The following is a 15,921-nucleotide window of genomic DNA, read 5'->3' as shown; positions in this document are numbered from 1 at the left end:
GCGAGGGTGGCCCCCGGCCGCCAATCGCACTACAACCGCGCGAATGAACGAAGCAATCGCCGCCAGGCCGACCCGCGATGCGTGGGTGGGAGAGATCCGGTCGACCCTTGGCCTGAGCTGGCCGCTGATCCTCACCAATGTGGCCCAGACCGGCATGACGGCGACGGACGTGCTGATGCTCGGCCGCCTGGGGCCGGACGCCGTTGCGGCCAGCGCGCTCGGGGCGAACCTCTATTTCTTTTTCCTGATCTTCGGCATCGGCGTGATGAGCGCAACCTCGGCGCTGGTGGCGGCCGAGCGCGGGCGAAAGCCGCATTCGGTGAAGATGGTGCGCCGCACCGTGCGGCAGGGCATCTGGGCCGCCCTGTGCATCGCGATCCCGTGCTGGATCGTGTTGTGGAACGGCGAAAGCGTGCTGCTGATGCTCGGGCAGGAGCCTCATCTTGCGGCGGCGGCGGGCGGCTACCTGCGGTTCCTGCAATGGAGCATGCTGCCGTTTCTGCTGTATCTCACCTTCCGGTCCTATATGGCCGCGATGGAGCGGCCCGCCTGGGCGATGATGGCGGTGTTCATCGGGCTGGGCGTGAACGCGCTCGCCAACTGGGTGCTGATCTTCGGCAATTGGGGCTTTCCGGCCATGGGGTTGCGGGGCTCCGGGCTGGCGACGCTCAGCGCCACCATCCTGATGGCGTCGATCCTCGTCGTGGTGCTGACCACCGACCGGCGGTTCCGCCGTTACCGGCTCTTCGGTCGGCTCTGGCGCGCCGACTGGCCGCGGTTCAAGGCTTTCTGGGGCATCGGCCTGCCGATCGGCCTCACGGTGATCTTCGAGGTCTCGATCTTCAACGCGGCCGTGATGCTGATGGGGATCATCGGCCCCGATGCGCTCGCCGCGCACGCGGTTGCGATCCAGATCGCGTCGCTGACCTTCATGGTCCCGCTCGGCATCGCGCAGGCCGCGACCGTGCGGGTGGGCCGGGCTTTCGGCTCGCGGGACCGCCATGGCGTGACGGTGGCGGGCTGGACCGGGCTCGCTTTGGGCGTTGGCTTCATGGTGTTCACCGCGATCCTGATGCTGGCCGCGCCGCGGCTGCTGATCGGCGCGTTTCTGGATCTCTCGCTTCCCGCCAACGCGGCTGTGGCGCAAACCGCGACCCTGTTTCTGGCCTTTGCGGCGCTGTTTCAGGTGGCGGACGGCGCGCAGGTGGTGGGCGCCGGCATGTTGCGCGGGCTGCACGACACGCGTGTGCCCATGCTTTATGCGGCGCTCGGCTATTGGGGCATCGGCCTGCCGCTCGGGGCCGTGATGGCGTTTCCGCTCGGCTTTGGCGGCGCCGGCGTCTGGGCCGGGCTGGCGAGCGGGCTCACCGTGGTGGCGGCGCTGATGTTGTGGCGCTGGTCGCGGCGCGACGCGCTAGGGCTCACCGCGGGTCTGCGCTAAAGAGACACGCTGGACGTGCGTTTCGGCTGTAATATAAGCTTGGGCATCCGGCCAAGGAGCTTTCCCCCCGATGCTCTGGGACCCCGTTCGGCGCGTGCGCTCTGGCGCGCGAGCCGACACCCGTGTTTTGCGCCATGGGCGCGGAACCGTACAGCACGTCTGGCGTTCATTTTTCCGGACCGCGCGGACAGCCGCCGCGTCGCCGCTGTCGCGCGCCGGCGACTGACCTGGATTCAGGCCGAGATGTTGCTGGACAGACTGAAAACCGAAACGCGTGCTGCGCATGACCGGATCGAGGCGGATCTCGATCTTCTGCGGCCAAATCTGTCCCGAGCCAACTACTCGGCCCTGCTGGCGCGTTACCAGGCGTTTTTCCGCGTATGGGAGCCGGCCGTCGCCGAGGCGATCGGCGACGAGTGCTTCTTCGGACCTCGGCGCAAGCTCCACCTTCTGGATCAGGACCTCGAGGCTCTCGGCGTCGAGCCCCTCGCGGGGGCGCCGCGGGTTGAGCGGTTCGCCACGCGGGCGCAGGCCATGGGGTCGCTCTACGTTCTGGAGGGCTCGACCATGGGCGGTTTGGTGATCGCCGCGCATGTCAGGCGGACGCTAGGCGTCAGCGGTCCCGGTGCGCGTTATTTCGAGAACTACGGTCGGGACGCAGCGGAACGCTGGCGTGCGTTCCGGGCGGCGCTGGCCGGGATCTCGACGCCGCAGACCGACGCCGCCGTGGTGGCGGCTGCGCTCCAGACCTTTGAAATCCTGCACCGATGGCTCGCGCCAGGAAAGGCGGTCGCGCATGGGTGAGCCGCTGACCGATCCGATGCTCGACAGCTGCGCGGTGGAGCCCATCCGCACGCCGGGCAGCATCCAGCCGCATGGCGTGCTGTTTGCGCTGACGCCCGGCGACTGGCGCATCGCGCAAGCCAGCGCCAATGCGGGGCGGGTGCTCACGTGCCCGTTGGACGAGGCGCTCGGCCGCGCGTTGCCGGACCTGCTGGCGGATGCGGGCGGCGAAATCGCGTCCGGTCTCGCGAGCGCGGACGGCTTCGCGGCTTCGCGCGTCGTCCGGGTCGCGGGCGTCGACTACCATCCGGTGCTGCACCAGGCCGACGGCCTGGCCGTGCTGGAATTCGAGGAGGCCGCCCACGGCGCTAACGTCCGGCTCGAGGCCGCCTATTCGGACGTGCGCAAGCTCGCGCAGGATCTGCAGGATTGCGCCGACAGCGACGCAATCGCCCAAAGGGTCGCAGATGCGGTCCGGCGCGTGACGGGGTTCGACCGTGCGCTCGTGTACCGCTTCGACGCGCAGTGGAGCGGCGAAGTGCTGGGCGAGAGCTCCAACGGCGTGCTGCCGTCCTATCTGGGGCTGCGGTTTCCGGCCTCGGACATTCCCGCCCAGGCGCGCGAGCTTTACCGGCTCAACCGCGTCCGGCAGATCCCGAGCGCGAACTACGAGCCCCAGCCGCTGTTGCGGGCGCCAGACGTGGATTCGCCGGCCAGTCTCGATTTGTCCTACTCGGTGCTGCGCAGCGTCTCGCCGGTGCATCTCGAATACATGCGCAACATGGGCACGGCGGCCTCGATGTCGATTTCGATCGTCGTCAATGGCCGTTTGTGGGGCCTCATCTCCTGCCACAGCGCGGAAAGCCGGCGCGCGCCGCAGCCGGTGCGGGCGGCCTGCGACTTCATCGGCCAGCTCGCCGCGATGCGGCTGGCGGGCCTGAGCCTCTATGCGGAAGCCGCCGAGCGGGTGCGGCTGCAGGCCGTGCACGCGCGGCTGCTCACCAACATGGCGGTGTCGCACCAGTTTCTGGACGGGCTCGTGCAGGACGGCGAGCGCCTGCTTGCGCTGGCGGGCGCGACCGGCGCGGCGGTGGTTTCGGAGTTCGACGTCCGCCTGGTCGGCGACGCGCCGGACGAGGACGCGATCCGGATGGTCGCGGACAAGCTGGCCGACCTTGTCGAGGATGGGTTCTACGCCACGGATTCGCTGGTGCGCGACATGCCCGAGGCCGCGGCGATCACCGACAAGGCCAGCGGCCTCGCGGCGATCTCGATCTCGCAGATCCACCCAAGCTACGTGATGTGGTTCCGCCCCGAGGTGGTGCGCACCGTCACGTGGGCGGGCGAGCCGGTGAAGAGCCGCGAGCCGGTGACCGGCCGGTTGTCGCCGCGCACATCCTTCGCGGCCTGGAAGGAAACCGTCAGCCAGACCGCGACGCCGTGGTCCAGGCCGGAGATCGACGCCGTCCGGGGCTTGCGCACGGCGCTGATCGACATCGTGCTGCGCAAGGCCGAGCAGATGGCGGAGATTTCCGGCGAGCTGGAGAAATCCAACAAGGAGCTGGAGGCGTTCTCGTATTCGGTGTCGCACGACCTGCGCGCGCCGTTCCGCCACATCGTCGGCTACGCCGAGCTGCTGCGCGAGCGCGACGGCGATAAGTTCGACGACAAGGCCTCGCACTACCTGGAGACCATCATCCAGTCGGCGTTCTCGGCCGGCCGGCTGGTGGACGACCTCCTGAGCTTCTCGCAAGCCGGGCGCGTGACGCTGCATCCCGTGCGGGTCGACATGAACAAGCTCGTCGAGGAGGTGCGCCGCCTGCTCATGCCCGAGACTGAGGGCAAGAGCATCGACTGGCGCGTCGACAAGCTGCCGCCGACGCTGGGCGACCCGAGCCTGTTGCGCCAGGTCTGGCAGAACCTGATCTCGAACGCGGTGAAATACTCGGCCAAGCGCGAGCGCATCGTGATCGAGATCCGGGCCGAGCGGCGGGGCCGCGAAACCGTGTATCTCGTGCGCGACAACGGCGTCGGCTTCGACATGGCCTATGTGGGCAAGCTCTTCGGCGTGTTCCAGCGCCTGCACCGGGCCGAAGAGTTCGAGGGCACCGGCATCGGGCTCGCCAATGTGCGGCGGATGGTTGAGCGCCACGGCGGCCGCGTGTGGGCCGAGTCGGCGCTCGACCAGGGCGCTGCGTTCTTTTTTGCTTTGCCGAATTCGGAGGGCCGCTGATGGCCGAACTCAGACCCATCCTCCTGGTGGAGGACAGCTCGCGCGACGTCGAGCTGACCCTGGCGGCGCTCGCCAAGTGCCAGCTCGCCAACGAGGTGATCGTCGTGCGCGACGGCGCCGAGGCGCTCGACTTCCTGTATGCGCGCGGCGCCTTCTCGGAGCGTGAGCGCGGCGAACCCGCGGTGGTGCTGCTCGACCTCAAGCTGCCCAAGATCGACGGGCTCGAGGTGCTCGAGAAGATCAAGACCGATCCCGACCTGCGCCCGGTGCCCGTGGTGATGCTCACGTCTTCGCGAGAGGAGCGGGATCTGGTGCGCAGCTACCAGCTCGGCGTGAACGCATTCGTCGTGAAGCCCGTTGATTTCCAGGAGTTCTTCAAAGCCATCCAGGAGCTTGGAATGTTCTGGGCCATCCTCAACGAGCCGCCGCCTCCGGGAACCAGCAAACCCCGGATGGGCGAGGAATAACGCGTGGCGAGCAACAACGGGACGGTGGCCATCCTCCTGGTCGAGGACAGCGAGCTCGACGCCGATCTGGCGACCATGCATCTGCGCCGCAGCGGCCTGCAGTTCACCATCAAGCGGGTGGAGGAACGCGAGGCTTTCACGACCGAGCTGATGCGCGGCGGCTACGACCTGATCCTCTCCGACTTCTCGCTGCCGCGCTTCGACGGCATGGCGGCGCTGTCGCTCGCCCGCGAGCTGGCCCCCAATGCGCCGTTCATCTTCGTGTCGGGCGTGCTGGGCGAGGAGATCGCGATCGAGTCGCTGAAGCAGGGCGCCACCGACTACGTGCTGAAGCCGCGCCTGGAGCGGCTGGGACCGGCCGTGCAACGCGCGCTGCGCGAAAGCGAGGCGCAGAACCAGCGTCGGCGCGCCGAGGAGCGGACGCGGCTGCTGGTGGCCGAGCTCAGCCACCGGGTGAAGAACACCCTCATGACGGTGATCTCGATTGCCCAGCAGACAATGCGCCGAAGCGACAGCCTTAAGACGTTCGAGACCGCCTTTCTGGGCCGCATGCATGCGCTGGCGGGCGCGCATTCGCTGCTGCTGCGCGCCAACTGGGGCGACATGGACCTGGAGGAACTGCTCTCCGACGCCCTGAAGGCGTTCCGGCGCGGCGACGGCCGCCACGTCATCCTGCAAGGCGAGCCGGTGCGGCTGCCGCCCCAGCATGCGTTGACGGTCAACCTGATCATCCACGAACTCGCCACCAACGCGGCAAAGTACGGCGCGCTGGCCTCCGACGGCGGGCGCATCTTCGTGGACTGGGCGATCGAGCAGCGCGACGGCGACGACCACCTGCGCCTGACCTGGCGCGAGCAGGACGGACCGCCCGTGAAGGAGCCGCTGAAGCGCGGCTTCGGCTCCACGCTGATTCAGCGCAGCGTCGGTTTCGAGCTGGGCGGAACGGTGTCGCTGGATTTTCCGGAGACCGGCGTGGTGTGCGTGCTGCAGTTTCCGCTCACGCCCGAGCAGCGCGACATCGCGCTGCAGGCCTAGCTGGCCGGCGAGGCGTCACGCGTCCGGCAGGCTTCGCCGAAAGCGCTCTCCATCGCGCGCCGCAGCGCGGCCTCGTCATAGGGCTTGGCGACCTGTGGAAGTGAGCGAAAGGGCGCGGGCAACACCGGGGTGTCCGCATAGCCGCTGCAAAACAGCACCGGCACCCCACGCTCGCCGAGGATCTCGGCGACGGGGTATATCAGCCGGCCGCGCACGTTCACGTCCAGGATCGCGGCGTCGAGCTCGGCGCTGCGCGCCTGGGCCTCGGCCTCTTCGAGATGCGAAAAGGGACCGACGATCTCGCATCCCATATCGTTCAGTATGTCCTCCAGTGCGAGCGCAACCAGGAGTTCGTCCTCGACAACGAGGACCCGCAAACCGGAGAAATCGTTCATGGTCCCCATAACGCAAGGCCGGGCTGCAAGTTCCGGGGGTGGACGCAGAAAAGTCCAGGCCGCAGCCTAGCGGCGCCGGAGAGGCCCCACGGGAGATACCATGTCCAAAGATCGCGCCCTCGCCCATGCGTTCGACCTGCTCGAGCGCATCCCCCTGGTGGATGGCCACAATGACCTGCCTTACGTGATCCGGGCCGATCGCGACGCGCGCGGCGACGTTGGCAAATGGGACCCGTCCCGCGCGCACCAGGACCATGACACCGACATCCCCCGCCTCAAGGAAGGCAAGCTGAGCGCCCAGTTCTGGGCCGCCTTCATTCCCACCCACAGCCCGCATCCGGGCCGCACCGTGATGGAAGTGCTCGACGTCATCCTGCAGATGGAAGAGCGCTACCCGGACGTGTTCCTGCCGGCGCGGCGCGCTTCCGACATCCTGCGGGCGAAGAGGCTCGGCAAGATCGCGTCGTTTCTCACCGTGGAGGGCGGCGTGGGGCTCGAAAATAGCCTGTCGCCCCTGCGGATCTGGCGTGCGGCCGGCATGCGCCTGATGACGCTCTGCCACAACGAGACGCTGGACTGGGTGGACAGCGCCACCGACGCCTCCCGGCATGGCGGCCTGACGCGCTTCGGCGAAGCCGTCGTGCTGGAGCTCAATCGGCTGGGCGTGATCGTGGATCTCGCCCATGTGGCGCCCAGCGTCATGCGGCAGGTTCTTGGCCTGTCGCGCGCTCCGGTGGTGTTCAGCCACTCCAACGCGTTCGCGCTGTGCGACCACCCGCGCAACGTGCCGGATGACGTGCTCGATCTCGTGAAGCCGAACGGCGCGCTCGTGATGGCGACCTTCGTGCCCACCTTCATCAGCCAGGACGTCCGGGATCACTTCAAGCCGCTGAGCGACCCCTACGGCAAGGCCCCTCCGGTGGAGGACGCGCAGGCGGTCTCGGCCCCCAGCCGCCGCACGGGCGCCATCCCGCCGGCGACGCTGGAGCAGCTATGCGACCACATCCAGTACATCGCGCAGCGCACCGGCCCGAATCACCTCGGCATCGGGTCGGACTTCTACGGCGGGAGAGTTCCGGTCGGGCTGGAAAATGTCAGCCGCTTCCCGCACCTGCTCGCCGAGTTGATCCGGCGAGGCTGGTCGGATGATGCGATCGCGGGCATCTCGGGCCTCAACTTCCTGCGCGTGTTTCGCAAGGTGGAGGCGACCGGGCGCAGGCTGCGGGCGAGCGAACCGCCGCGCGTCGGGCGGATAGAGGACTTCAGCTAGTCAGCGGGAGGAGGGGCTCAGGCCCAGACGAGCGCGTTGGGCTCAGCGTAGATCCGCTGCGCCCGCGCCGCGCCGAACAGGCTGCGGGCGATCCGGCTCGCGGGCTGGGGACGGGCCACCGCGCGGTGGTCGCCATCAAGCGCGAAGGCGTCAGGGTCATACGCGATCGCGCCGCCCGCCGCCGAAGCGATCACGCGGCGCAGGCGGTCCATGCCCTCAGGGTCGATCTCGATGGCGCGGGCGTTCAGATGCGGCATGGATCGTCCCCCTCGTCTGTCGTCTTCTCGGGCTGCGCGTTCGCGTCGGCGTGGCCCGGCTCGTTCATCAACGTTGATGCCAGAGACTTGTTCCTGAAACTTCGCCGAAAGGAGCGACAATTTTCCGCCCGGCCCCGGCTTGGGCTTAGCGGAGCCCAAGCCGTTCCCCCAAAGGGAGGTGGCGAACCGTCGATTGTGACCAAACGGACCGAGTGCTAGGCTCTCGCCGCTATCCAGGCACGAGGGGCCGGCGCATGACAGCCACGATCGCGATCGCCGAGGACGAGGCCGATCTGCTCGACGCCGTGGCCGAATATTTGACCGCACACGGCTTCAGGGTGCTGGCCGCCCGCGATGGCGCAGCCTTTCGCAACATCGTCGGCCGGGAGACGATCGACGTCGCTGTGCTGGACATCTCGATGCCGGGCGAGGACGGGCTTTCGCTGGCGCGCTGGGTGATGGAGCAGGGCGAAGCCGGCATCATCTTCGCGAGCGCGCATGGCGGCGACATCGATCGCGTCGTCGGCCTTGAACTCGGCGCGGACGATTACGTCGTGAAGCCCTATGATTTGCGGGAGTTGCTGGCCCGCATCCGCGCGGTGCTGCGGCGCGTGGGCGTCGCGGCCGGGTCCGCGCCCTTCGCGGCTGCGCCCCGGCAGGTCGCCTGATCGAGGCTGCTGCGCCTTTCCCTTTCTCCGAGGCTTTCTGAATGCACTGCAACCTGTGCGGCGGCGACCGCTTCACCGACATGCCGAAGCGCCCGCAGGTTCGCTGCGCCTCCTGCGGCTCGCTGGAGCGGACGCGTTTGGTGGGGCTGCACATCCAGGAGCGCATTCGCCCCGCGGCAGGCTCGCGCATCCTGCATTTCGCACCGGAACGTGGCCTTGCGGCCCTGCTGCGTCCAATCGGCGGCGACCAATATGACGCCGTCGATATCGAGCCGGAGAAATATCCGGGGCTCGGGGTGCGGCGGTTCGACCTGTGCGCCGACGTGTTCGACCTGCCCCGCGGCCACTACGACCTGATCGTGCACAACCACGTGCTGGAGCACATCCGCTGCAGCTATTCGGTTCCGCTGATCCGCCTCGCGCAGGCTCTCGCGCCCGGCGGCGTGATGCTGTTCACGATGCCGATCCTGCCGGGGCCGTTCACGGAGGAGCTCGTCGACCTGCCCGAGGCGCAGATGATCGAGCGTTTCGGCCCGATGATCCATGTGCGCCGCTTCGGCGACGCGTTCATCCCCGACACGATCGGGATGATCTTCCGCACGCCGGCGCGCTACGACGTCACCGAGCGCTTCAGCCCGGAGCGGCTGCGCGAGATCAACCTGCCCGAGCGGCACTGGCGCGCCTGGACGGGATCCAGCGTGTTCGAGGTGCGGCCGGACGACCTCAGGGTCTGACCGCCCCGTCGGGTCGGTTGCCCATGTGGCGGGCCAACGCCTGGACGCGCGGCATCACGACCGCGGTCGCGGCCTCGTTCGGGACCGTCTCGGCCCAGGCCTGGCGGAAGCAGGCGAGCCAGCCCTCGATCTCGTCATGCCCGATCGGCGCATGCAGGTGTCGGGCGCGCAGCATGGGCGGACCGTTCTTCTGCACGTAGATCGGCGGCCCGCCGAGCCAGCCTGTGAGATAGTCGAACAGCTTCGCCTCGCTGCCGTCCAGGCTGGCCGGATGAACCGCCCTGCAGGCCGCCGCCTCAGGCAGGCTGTCCATCAGCTCGTAGAAGCGTCGCGTCAGCGCCCGCACGACGGGCTCTCCGCCGATGAGGTCGTAGAGAGGTTTGGTGGTCGCCATGCGCCCGCCATAGCGCAGCCCCGTTGGCCAAACAATGCCGCTCAGGGGGATGTGAGCGCGCTCGCTTTTCAGGTCGACACGACGCGCCCGGGCCACCCTCCGGTCATTGCATCGAAATGGAGTTGCTGCGGCGCCTGACCCACCCTCCCGTCATTGCGAGCGCAGCGAAGCAATCCAGTCTCATGGCCGGGCCTTTAGACTGGATTGCTTCGCCTCCGGCTCGCAATGACGTCGAGGCGTTGAGGCGTCGAGGGCGAGCCTGGACGGCTGTGCAACCACGCGAAGCGTCGCGCCATACCGCCTGTTACGGATTCGGGCGGTGGCCGGCGCGCTCGTTCTGTTCGGCCTCGGAGGGGGGTGTCGTGGCGGTGCTGCCGAAGGTTTCGCCCGGAGGGCCGCCCGGAACCACGCCGCCGCCCTCCATTGGATCCACGTCCAGGGGCGGCGTGAAGGATGGCTTGTCGGGTCGCTGTTCCGGATTGTTCGCCCGCTCGTCAGCGGCTGAGGGCTTGTTCGACATTGGGGCCTCCAGACCCGCAATGCCGACGAGCCCCATTGCGTTCCAGTTGATGGGCGCGCGCCCGCCTCTCTCGGCGAGCCTGCGTATCACCGTGGCCGCGAGATCAAGAAACCGCCGCTGCTCCAGAGCGGAGAAATCCCGGTCGAGAACAAATGCGATTTCGTTGGGCGGATTGCGCGCAACGCCCGAAAACGCATCCGGAATGGAGTTGGCCAGCAGGGCCGCAACTGTTGCTATCGATCGCTCACGCTGGTCGGCCTGGGCGGCCGACGCAAAATTCGCTTGTCCGGGAGGGTTTTTTCGCTCCACCGCAGCATCTCCCTCACTTTCAAGGCTTTTGATTCCATTGATCGTGTACGGACAAGCCTCTGCCTTGGATTTGTAAGTTAATAAAAATTAATCAAGATTCCTCACGTCTTCCTGGGGCCGATCCGCCGATCGACAGCCGCGTACAAATGTGGAACTTTCGCCTCAGCCGCACGGGCTGACTCGAATGGTACGGCTTCGTTGGCGGTATCTGGGCCGCAGCTCAACAGAACATTGGGGCCATGGGGACAGGCAACGCGAACAGCTCGCGGAAATCCGCGACGCTCGGCTCCATCACCGGGGTCATGGGGCTGTTCGGGCTCGCCCTGATCCTCATCTCATTTCTGCTTCTCGCGACCGAACTTCGCCGCCAGATGCGGCGCGACGCCATTGGCGAACTGCAAAGCCAGGCCTTCCTGCTGTCCGACCATGCCGGTCGCCTGATCGAGGTGGTGGACGTCGCTCTGCGCAGCGCCACGGCGGCGGTTGGCCAGCGCGAACTCGCGAGCCTCGAGGGCGACAAGGCCCTCTTCGAGCAGCTCAAGGCGCTCACGAGCGCGCTGCCCTATGTGGAGGACATCTGGCTCAACGACGCAGCCGGCCTCTTGCGGTTCACCACGTTCGCGATGCCGGCGCCCTACTCGAACGCCGCGGATCGCGACGCCTTCAAGGCGCTTGCGTCCGGAGGCGACGCGCTGTTTATCGGCGAGCGCATCCTCGGGCGGGTCACGGGCCAGCCGACATTCCTGCTGGCTCGCCGGCTCAGCCGACCGGACGGCGGTTTTGCCGGCATGGTGTCGGCCACCGCCGAGCTCAGTTACTTCGGCGACTACTGGAAGCAGATCCCGCTGCCCTACGACGCGCGGGTCACGCTCCGGCGGGCGCCCTCGCTCGACGTCCTGGATCGCTATCCGGCGATCGCCGAATACGTGGGGGCGCAGCCGCCTTCCGTCATGCAGGCCGCCATCTCGGCCAGCCCCGAAGCCGGCGTGATGGGCGAGTATCAAGGCGCCGACGGCACGTTGCGGTTCGGCGCTTATCGCCGCGTCGGCGACAAGCCCGTCTATGTGTCCGTCACCGTTTCCGAAGCCGCGCTCCACGCCGCCTGGCGCGATCGCGTCACCATCTACGGCGTGTATGCGGCCACGGCGTGGCTGGCTTTCGGGGCGCTCAGCATCCTCGGCTTCCGCCAGGCCGGCCGGGAGGCCAAGGGCAAGCAGGCGCTCGAGCAGGCGCAGACCGACCTCGCGGCCGTGAATGTGAGTCTCGAGCGCACCATCGCGGAACGCACCCGGGAGCTGCGCGAGAGCGAGGGCCAGCTGCGCCTGATCCTGGAAAGCGCCACCGACTCGGCCATCATCAGCACGGATCTCACCGGAGTCATCCGCACCTGGAACGTCGGCGCGGAGGCCGTGCTGGGTTGGACCGCCGCCGAGGCGACCGGCCGGCATTTCCGCATCATCTTCACGCCGGAGGACCGCGCCGCGTCCGTGCCCGATAGGGAACTCGGACAGGCGCTGGCCGACGGCCGGGCGTCGGACGACCGCTGGATGGTGCGGCGGGACGGCGAGCGCTTCTTTGCGACCGGAGCGCTGCTGCCGATGCGCGGCGGGGAGGGCGGGGCGCCGTCGGGGTTCCTCAAGATCCTGCGAGACCGCACGCGCGAGTTCGAGGTGGAGGAGGCCAAGCGTTCGCTCAACGAGACGCTGGAGCAGCTCGTGCAGGCGCGCACGCGGGAGCTGGAATCCGCCAACGCCCAGCTTGTCGCCGAGGCGGCGAGCCGACAACGCGCCGAAGAGCAGCTGCGCCAGTCGCAGAAGATGGAGGCGCTCGGGCGCCTCACGGGCGGCGTCGCGCACGACTTCAACAACCTGCTCACGGTGGTGACCGGCAATCTCGACATGCTTGGCCGCTGCCTCGCCCCGGGCGAGGACGCGCGGGCCAAGCGCCTGCTCGGCCAGGCGGTGGAGGGCGCCGACCGCGCCGCCGCGCTGACGCAGCGCCTGCTCGCCTTCTCGCGCCAGCAGCCGCTCGCGCCCGAGCCCGTGGACGTGAACAGGCTGGTGGCCGGGATGTCGGACCTGCTGGAGCGCACGCTGGGCGAGAACATCGCCATCGAGACCGTTCTGGCGGGCGGGCTGTGGCGCACGCATGCGGACCCGAACCAGCTCGAGAACGCCGTGCTGAACCTCGCCGTGAACGCTCGGGACGCCATGCCGGACGGCGGCAAGCTGACCATCGAGACCGTGAACTCCCACCTCGACGAAAGCTATATGGCGGGCCGCGAGGAGATCGCGCCCGGGCAGTATGTGATGATCGCGGTCTGCGACACCGGCGCGGGCATGGCGGCGGACGTGGTGGCCAAGGCGTTCGAGCCTTTCTACACCACCAAGGCGATCGGCAAGGGGACGGGGCTGGGCCTGTCGCAGGTCTATGGCTTCGCCAAACAGTCCAACGGCCATACGGCGATCTACTCGGAGCCCGGGCAGGGCACCACGGTCAAGATCTACCTGCCGCGCTACCGCGCAGTTGGCGAGCGGGCGAGCCTGCCGGAGCCCCAGAACGCGGCCGAGGTCGCCCTGGGCGCAGGCGAGACGATCCTGGTGGTCGAGGACGAGATGCTGGTGCGCAACTTTTCGGTCGCGGCGCTGGAGGATGCAGGCTACCGCGTGCTCGCGGCCGAGGACGGCCCGAGCGGGCTGGCGCTGTTCGACGCCCATCCGGAGATCGACCTGCTGTTCACCGACGTGATCCTGACCGGGCCCATGAACGGCCGCATGGTCGCCAAAGAGGCCCTGGGCCGCCGGCCCGACCTGAAGGTGCTGTTCACCACCGGCTACACGCGCAACGCCATCGTGCATCACGGCCGGCTGGACGAGGGCGTCCAGCTTCTCACCAAGCCGTTCACGGCGACCAGCCTCGCCGCCAAGGTGGCGGCGGTGCTGAAGGGCCGCGGCTAGCGCGAAGCGGCCGAAGCCGCCGGCCCAGGCCCGCCGAACGGCTGGCTCACGCGGCCCGGCGAGCTTGGGGGATCGTTTCGAGCTGGAACTCGCCGATCAGCGCGTTGAGGCGCTCGACTTCCTCGGTGAGGGTGGCGGCCGAGGCGGCGCTTTCTTCCGCCAGCGCGGCGTCCTGCTGCGTGACCTGCTCCATCTCGGACACGGCGTCGCCCATGGCGGCGATGCGCTGCATCTGGTCGGCGGCCGCGGTCGAGATGCCGTCGACGTCGCCCGCAACCTGGCGGGCGGCCGAGACGATCTGCGACAGCGCCTCCCCGGTGGAGCGCACCAGGGCGGCGCCCTGCGCGATCTCGGCCGACGAGGTCGCGATCAGGCCGCTGATGTCGCGCGAGGAGGCGCCCGCCCGCTGGGCCAGCGTCCGGACTTCCGACGCCACCACCGCGAAGCCCTTGCCGGCGTCGCCAGCCCGGGCAGCCTCCACGGCGGCGTTCAGCGCCAGCAGGTTGGTCTGGAACGCGATGTCGTCGATCAGCGTGGTGATCTCGCTGATGCGCTTGGACGCGCCCTCGATCCGCTCCATCGCATCCACCGCCTGCACCACCACGCCCCCGCCCGTCTCGGCGACGGACATGGCTTTGCGCGCGGCCTGGGCCGCGTCCGCGGAGGCGTGCGCGGAGGCGCGCACGGAGGCGGCGAGCTCTCGCGCGCGGGCGCCCGCGAGGTCGAGCGAGGCCGCCTGCGTCTGCGTGCGCTGCGCGAGGTCGTCCGACGCGCCCGCGAGCTCGCCCACATGCGCCCGGATGGCGCCCGCGGTCGCCAGCACCTCGCCCATGGCCGCGCGCATCTGCTGCGCCGCCTCGTTGAAATCGTGCCGGAGCGCTTCGTAATCGGGCGGGAAGGGGGCGTCGATTTGGACCGTGAGGTCGCCGGTTGAGAGGCCCTTCAGGGCTGCGGCCAGAACGTGGACCACGTCGGCCTGCTCGCGGCTCGCGGCGGCGCGCTCGGCCTCGTTGCGGCGGGTTTCGGCTTCTCGCGCGAGGCGCTCGCCTTCCGACATGCGGCGTTCGTCCTGCGCTTCGCGCTCCAGGCGTTCGCGGTCGATCGCGGCCTGCCGGAAGGTGAGCACCGCCTGGGCCATCTGGCCGATTTCGTCGCCGCGATCCGCCCCGGGAGCCTCGACGTCCCTGGCGCCCCCGGCGAGCGCCAGCATGGCGTCGCGCAGCCGCGCAAGCGGCCGGGAGGTCGTGCGGGTCATGATAACGGCCGACAACAGGCCGACCAGCACGCCGGCCAGGATGGCGGCCAGGATCACGGCCTGGGTAAAGCCCTGGGCGGCCGCCAAGCGCTGGGCGGCGGCGTCCCCGTCCGCGGCGGCCTTCTGGTCGAGGTCGGCCAGCATCGGGCCGACCACGTCGAACGCGCCGCTGAGTTTCTCGGCGGCCTGGACGAACTCGTTTTCGGCCGTGCTCCAGGCCGTGAAGGCCTCTCCATAGGCGTCGAGCTCGGTGGCCAGTTCGGCCTGCTTCGACCACGGCACGGTCAGCTTGCCGATGGCGCGTTCGATCCGGCTCTTGCTGGCCTCAAAGGCTCCGAGCTGGCTGTTGTCGGTGGAGCGCCGGTATTCGGAGCGCGCGGCCTTCATGGTGGCGAGCGACTGGAGGATGCGCTCGGTCATCACCGCATCGGCGTCGTCCACCGCGCCGCGAAGGCTGCTGGTGAATTTGTCGCCTGCTTCCGCCACCGCCGCGGCCCGGCCGTCGAACCCTTCTGCGCCGATCTCCGTCTTGAGCTTCTGCAAAGCCGCGAATTGCGCGGCCAGAGTCTCTCCGTGCTGCTTGGCGGCCTTCAGTTCCGCGTCGTAGCGCTCGGCCATGGGCAGTTCACGCCACGCCGTTGCGACAGCCTCGGAGCGCTTCAGCGCCGCGCCGAACTGCTCCACGTCGACGTCGTCGCGCCGGAAACGCAGGTCGCGGCTGATGCTCTTCAGGTCGGTCTGCGCGATTCCGAACAACTGCGCCTGCTGGCGAATAGCCGAAAATCGCTGCGCTTCATCGAACGCCGCCGCAACGCGCCGACTTCCGTCAACATAAACCCCGCCGACCACCAGCAAACCCAGGATCGATGCGCAGCTCAAAATTGTCATGCGCGCGGAAATCGAAATCTTGCTGAAGGACAACGTCATGGCGGGCTCCGGCCAAAACACCTGTTTTTCATAGGCCGGAAGGAATGAACAAAGCTTTGCGGATGCAGACTTTGGTCGAGGAGCCGTAAGTCCATGTTTCAGGCAGTCGCCTATTTTACGTTCACGCTCACAACCTTGAGTTGATAGTCGCCGATTGCCTGCTACTACGGCTGGAAAGGTCGCGGAACCTGATCGCTTGCTGTCTCGAGAGACGACACAGGCATCCCTCCACCGTCATCCCCGGGTTTGACCCGGGGATCCACGCGCTGGGCTCCC

Annotated in this window: 13 protein-coding genes and 1 pseudogene; 9 read left to right on the top strand and 5 right to left on the bottom strand. The window is 68.5% G+C overall.

The window, feature by feature from the left end; all coding sequences use genetic code 11:
- The first annotated feature begins 43 nt into the window (after nucleotides 1–43).
- The 5 genes from IEV99_RS18435 (at nucleotide 44) to IEV99_RS18415 (ending at nucleotide 5,959) form a co-directional block, all read left to right on the top strand.
- Complete coding sequence (locus IEV99_RS18435) at nucleotides 44–1,441, top strand: MATE family efflux transporter (protein ID WP_188519180.1); 1,398 nt, start codon at nucleotides 44–46, stop codon at nucleotides 1,439–1,441.
- A 243-nt stretch (nucleotides 1,442–1,684) separates the two neighbouring features.
- Complete coding sequence (locus IEV99_RS18430) at nucleotides 1,685–2,245, top strand: biliverdin-producing heme oxygenase (protein ID WP_188519179.1); 561 nt, start codon at nucleotides 1,685–1,687, stop codon at nucleotides 2,243–2,245.
- Complete coding sequence (locus IEV99_RS18425) at nucleotides 2,238–4,457, top strand: ATP-binding protein (RefSeq protein ID WP_188519178.1); 2,220 nt, start codon at nucleotides 2,238–2,240, stop codon at nucleotides 4,455–4,457. The genes IEV99_RS18430 and IEV99_RS18425 overlap by 8 nt, the downstream gene beginning before the upstream one ends.
- The gene (locus tag IEV99_RS18420) at nucleotides 4,457–4,924 is read left to right on the top strand and encodes a response regulator (RefSeq protein ID WP_188519177.1); all 468 of its coding nucleotides are present in this window, start codon (nucleotides 4,457–4,459) and stop codon (nucleotides 4,922–4,924) included. Before IEV99_RS18425 ends, IEV99_RS18420 begins: the two co-directional genes overlap by 1 nt.
- Before the next feature lie 3 nt (nucleotides 4,925–4,927).
- Nucleotides 4,928–5,959 (top strand): sensor histidine kinase, encoded by a 1,032-nt coding sequence (locus tag IEV99_RS18415; RefSeq protein ID WP_188519176.1) that lies wholly within the window; start codon nucleotides 4,928–4,930, stop codon nucleotides 5,957–5,959.
- Here IEV99_RS18415 and IEV99_RS18410 read toward each other — a convergent pair.
- On the bottom strand, nucleotides 5,956–6,354 hold the full coding sequence (locus IEV99_RS18410) for a response regulator (protein ID WP_188519175.1): 399 nt from the start codon (nucleotides 6,352–6,354) through the stop codon (nucleotides 5,956–5,958). The two genes, IEV99_RS18415 and IEV99_RS18410, sit on opposite strands and share 4 nt — an antisense overlap.
- 100 nt (nucleotides 6,355–6,454) lie before the next feature.
- Between IEV99_RS18410 and IEV99_RS18405 the strand changes: the two genes are divergently transcribed.
- Entirely contained in the window at nucleotides 6,455–7,624 is a 1,170-nt protein-coding gene (locus tag IEV99_RS18405; protein WP_188519174.1) for a dipeptidase, read from the top strand.
- A 17-nt stretch (nucleotides 7,625–7,641) separates the two neighbouring features.
- Here IEV99_RS18405 and IEV99_RS18400 read toward each other — a convergent pair whose 3' ends face one another.
- Nucleotides 7,642–7,881 carry a hypothetical protein gene (locus tag IEV99_RS18400; RefSeq protein WP_188519173.1) on the bottom strand — a complete coding sequence of 80 codons (240 nt, stop codon included), beginning with the start codon at nucleotides 7,879–7,881 and terminating at the stop codon, nucleotides 7,642–7,644.
- Between the two features lie 254 nt (nucleotides 7,882–8,135).
- On the opposite strand from IEV99_RS18400, the pseudogene IEV99_RS18395 reads away from it, so the two are divergent.
- A pseudogene (locus tag IEV99_RS18395) lies at nucleotides 8,136–8,492 on the top strand (response regulator transcription factor); the annotation flags it as partial.
- 98 nt (nucleotides 8,493–8,590) lie between these two features.
- Nucleotides 8,591–9,283, top strand: a complete 693-nt coding sequence (locus IEV99_RS18390) for a class I SAM-dependent methyltransferase (RefSeq protein WP_188519171.1) — start codon at nucleotides 8,591–8,593, stop codon at nucleotides 9,281–9,283.
- Here IEV99_RS18390 and IEV99_RS18385 read toward each other — a convergent pair.
- Nucleotides 9,273–9,677 (bottom strand): group II truncated hemoglobin, encoded by a 405-nt coding sequence (locus IEV99_RS18385; protein ID WP_188519170.1) that lies wholly within the window; start codon nucleotides 9,675–9,677, stop codon nucleotides 9,273–9,275. The genes IEV99_RS18390 and IEV99_RS18385 overlap by 11 nt on opposite strands.
- A 304-nt stretch (nucleotides 9,678–9,981) precedes the next feature.
- On the bottom strand, nucleotides 9,982–10,506 hold the full coding sequence (locus IEV99_RS18380; RefSeq protein ID WP_188519169.1) for a hypothetical protein: 525 nt from the start codon (nucleotides 10,504–10,506) through the stop codon (nucleotides 9,982–9,984).
- A gap of 239 nt (nucleotides 10,507–10,745) precedes the next feature.
- Between IEV99_RS18380 and IEV99_RS18375 the strand changes: the two genes are divergently transcribed.
- Nucleotides 10,746–13,463: an ATP-binding protein gene (locus tag IEV99_RS18375; protein ID WP_308469380.1), complete on the top strand. Its 2,718-nt coding sequence runs from the start codon at nucleotides 10,746–10,748 to the stop codon at nucleotides 13,461–13,463.
- Nucleotides 13,464–13,509: 46 nt separating this feature from the next.
- On the opposite strand, the gene IEV99_RS18370 is transcribed toward IEV99_RS18375, so the two are convergent.
- Nucleotides 13,510–15,645, bottom strand: coding sequence for a methyl-accepting chemotaxis protein (locus IEV99_RS18370; RefSeq protein ID WP_188519168.1), 2,136 nt, complete (start codon nucleotides 15,643–15,645; stop codon nucleotides 13,510–13,512).
- Between the last annotated feature and the right edge of the window lie 276 nt (nucleotides 15,646–15,921).

Origin of the sequence: Alsobacter metallidurans, from assembly GCF_014636935.1 — a bacterium.
Lineage (GTDB): Bacteria > Pseudomonadota > Alphaproteobacteria > Rhizobiales > Beijerinckiaceae > Alsobacter > Alsobacter metallidurans.
Note: the sequence above shows the minus strand (reverse complement) of the source record. Positions and strands in the feature narration are given on the sequence as shown.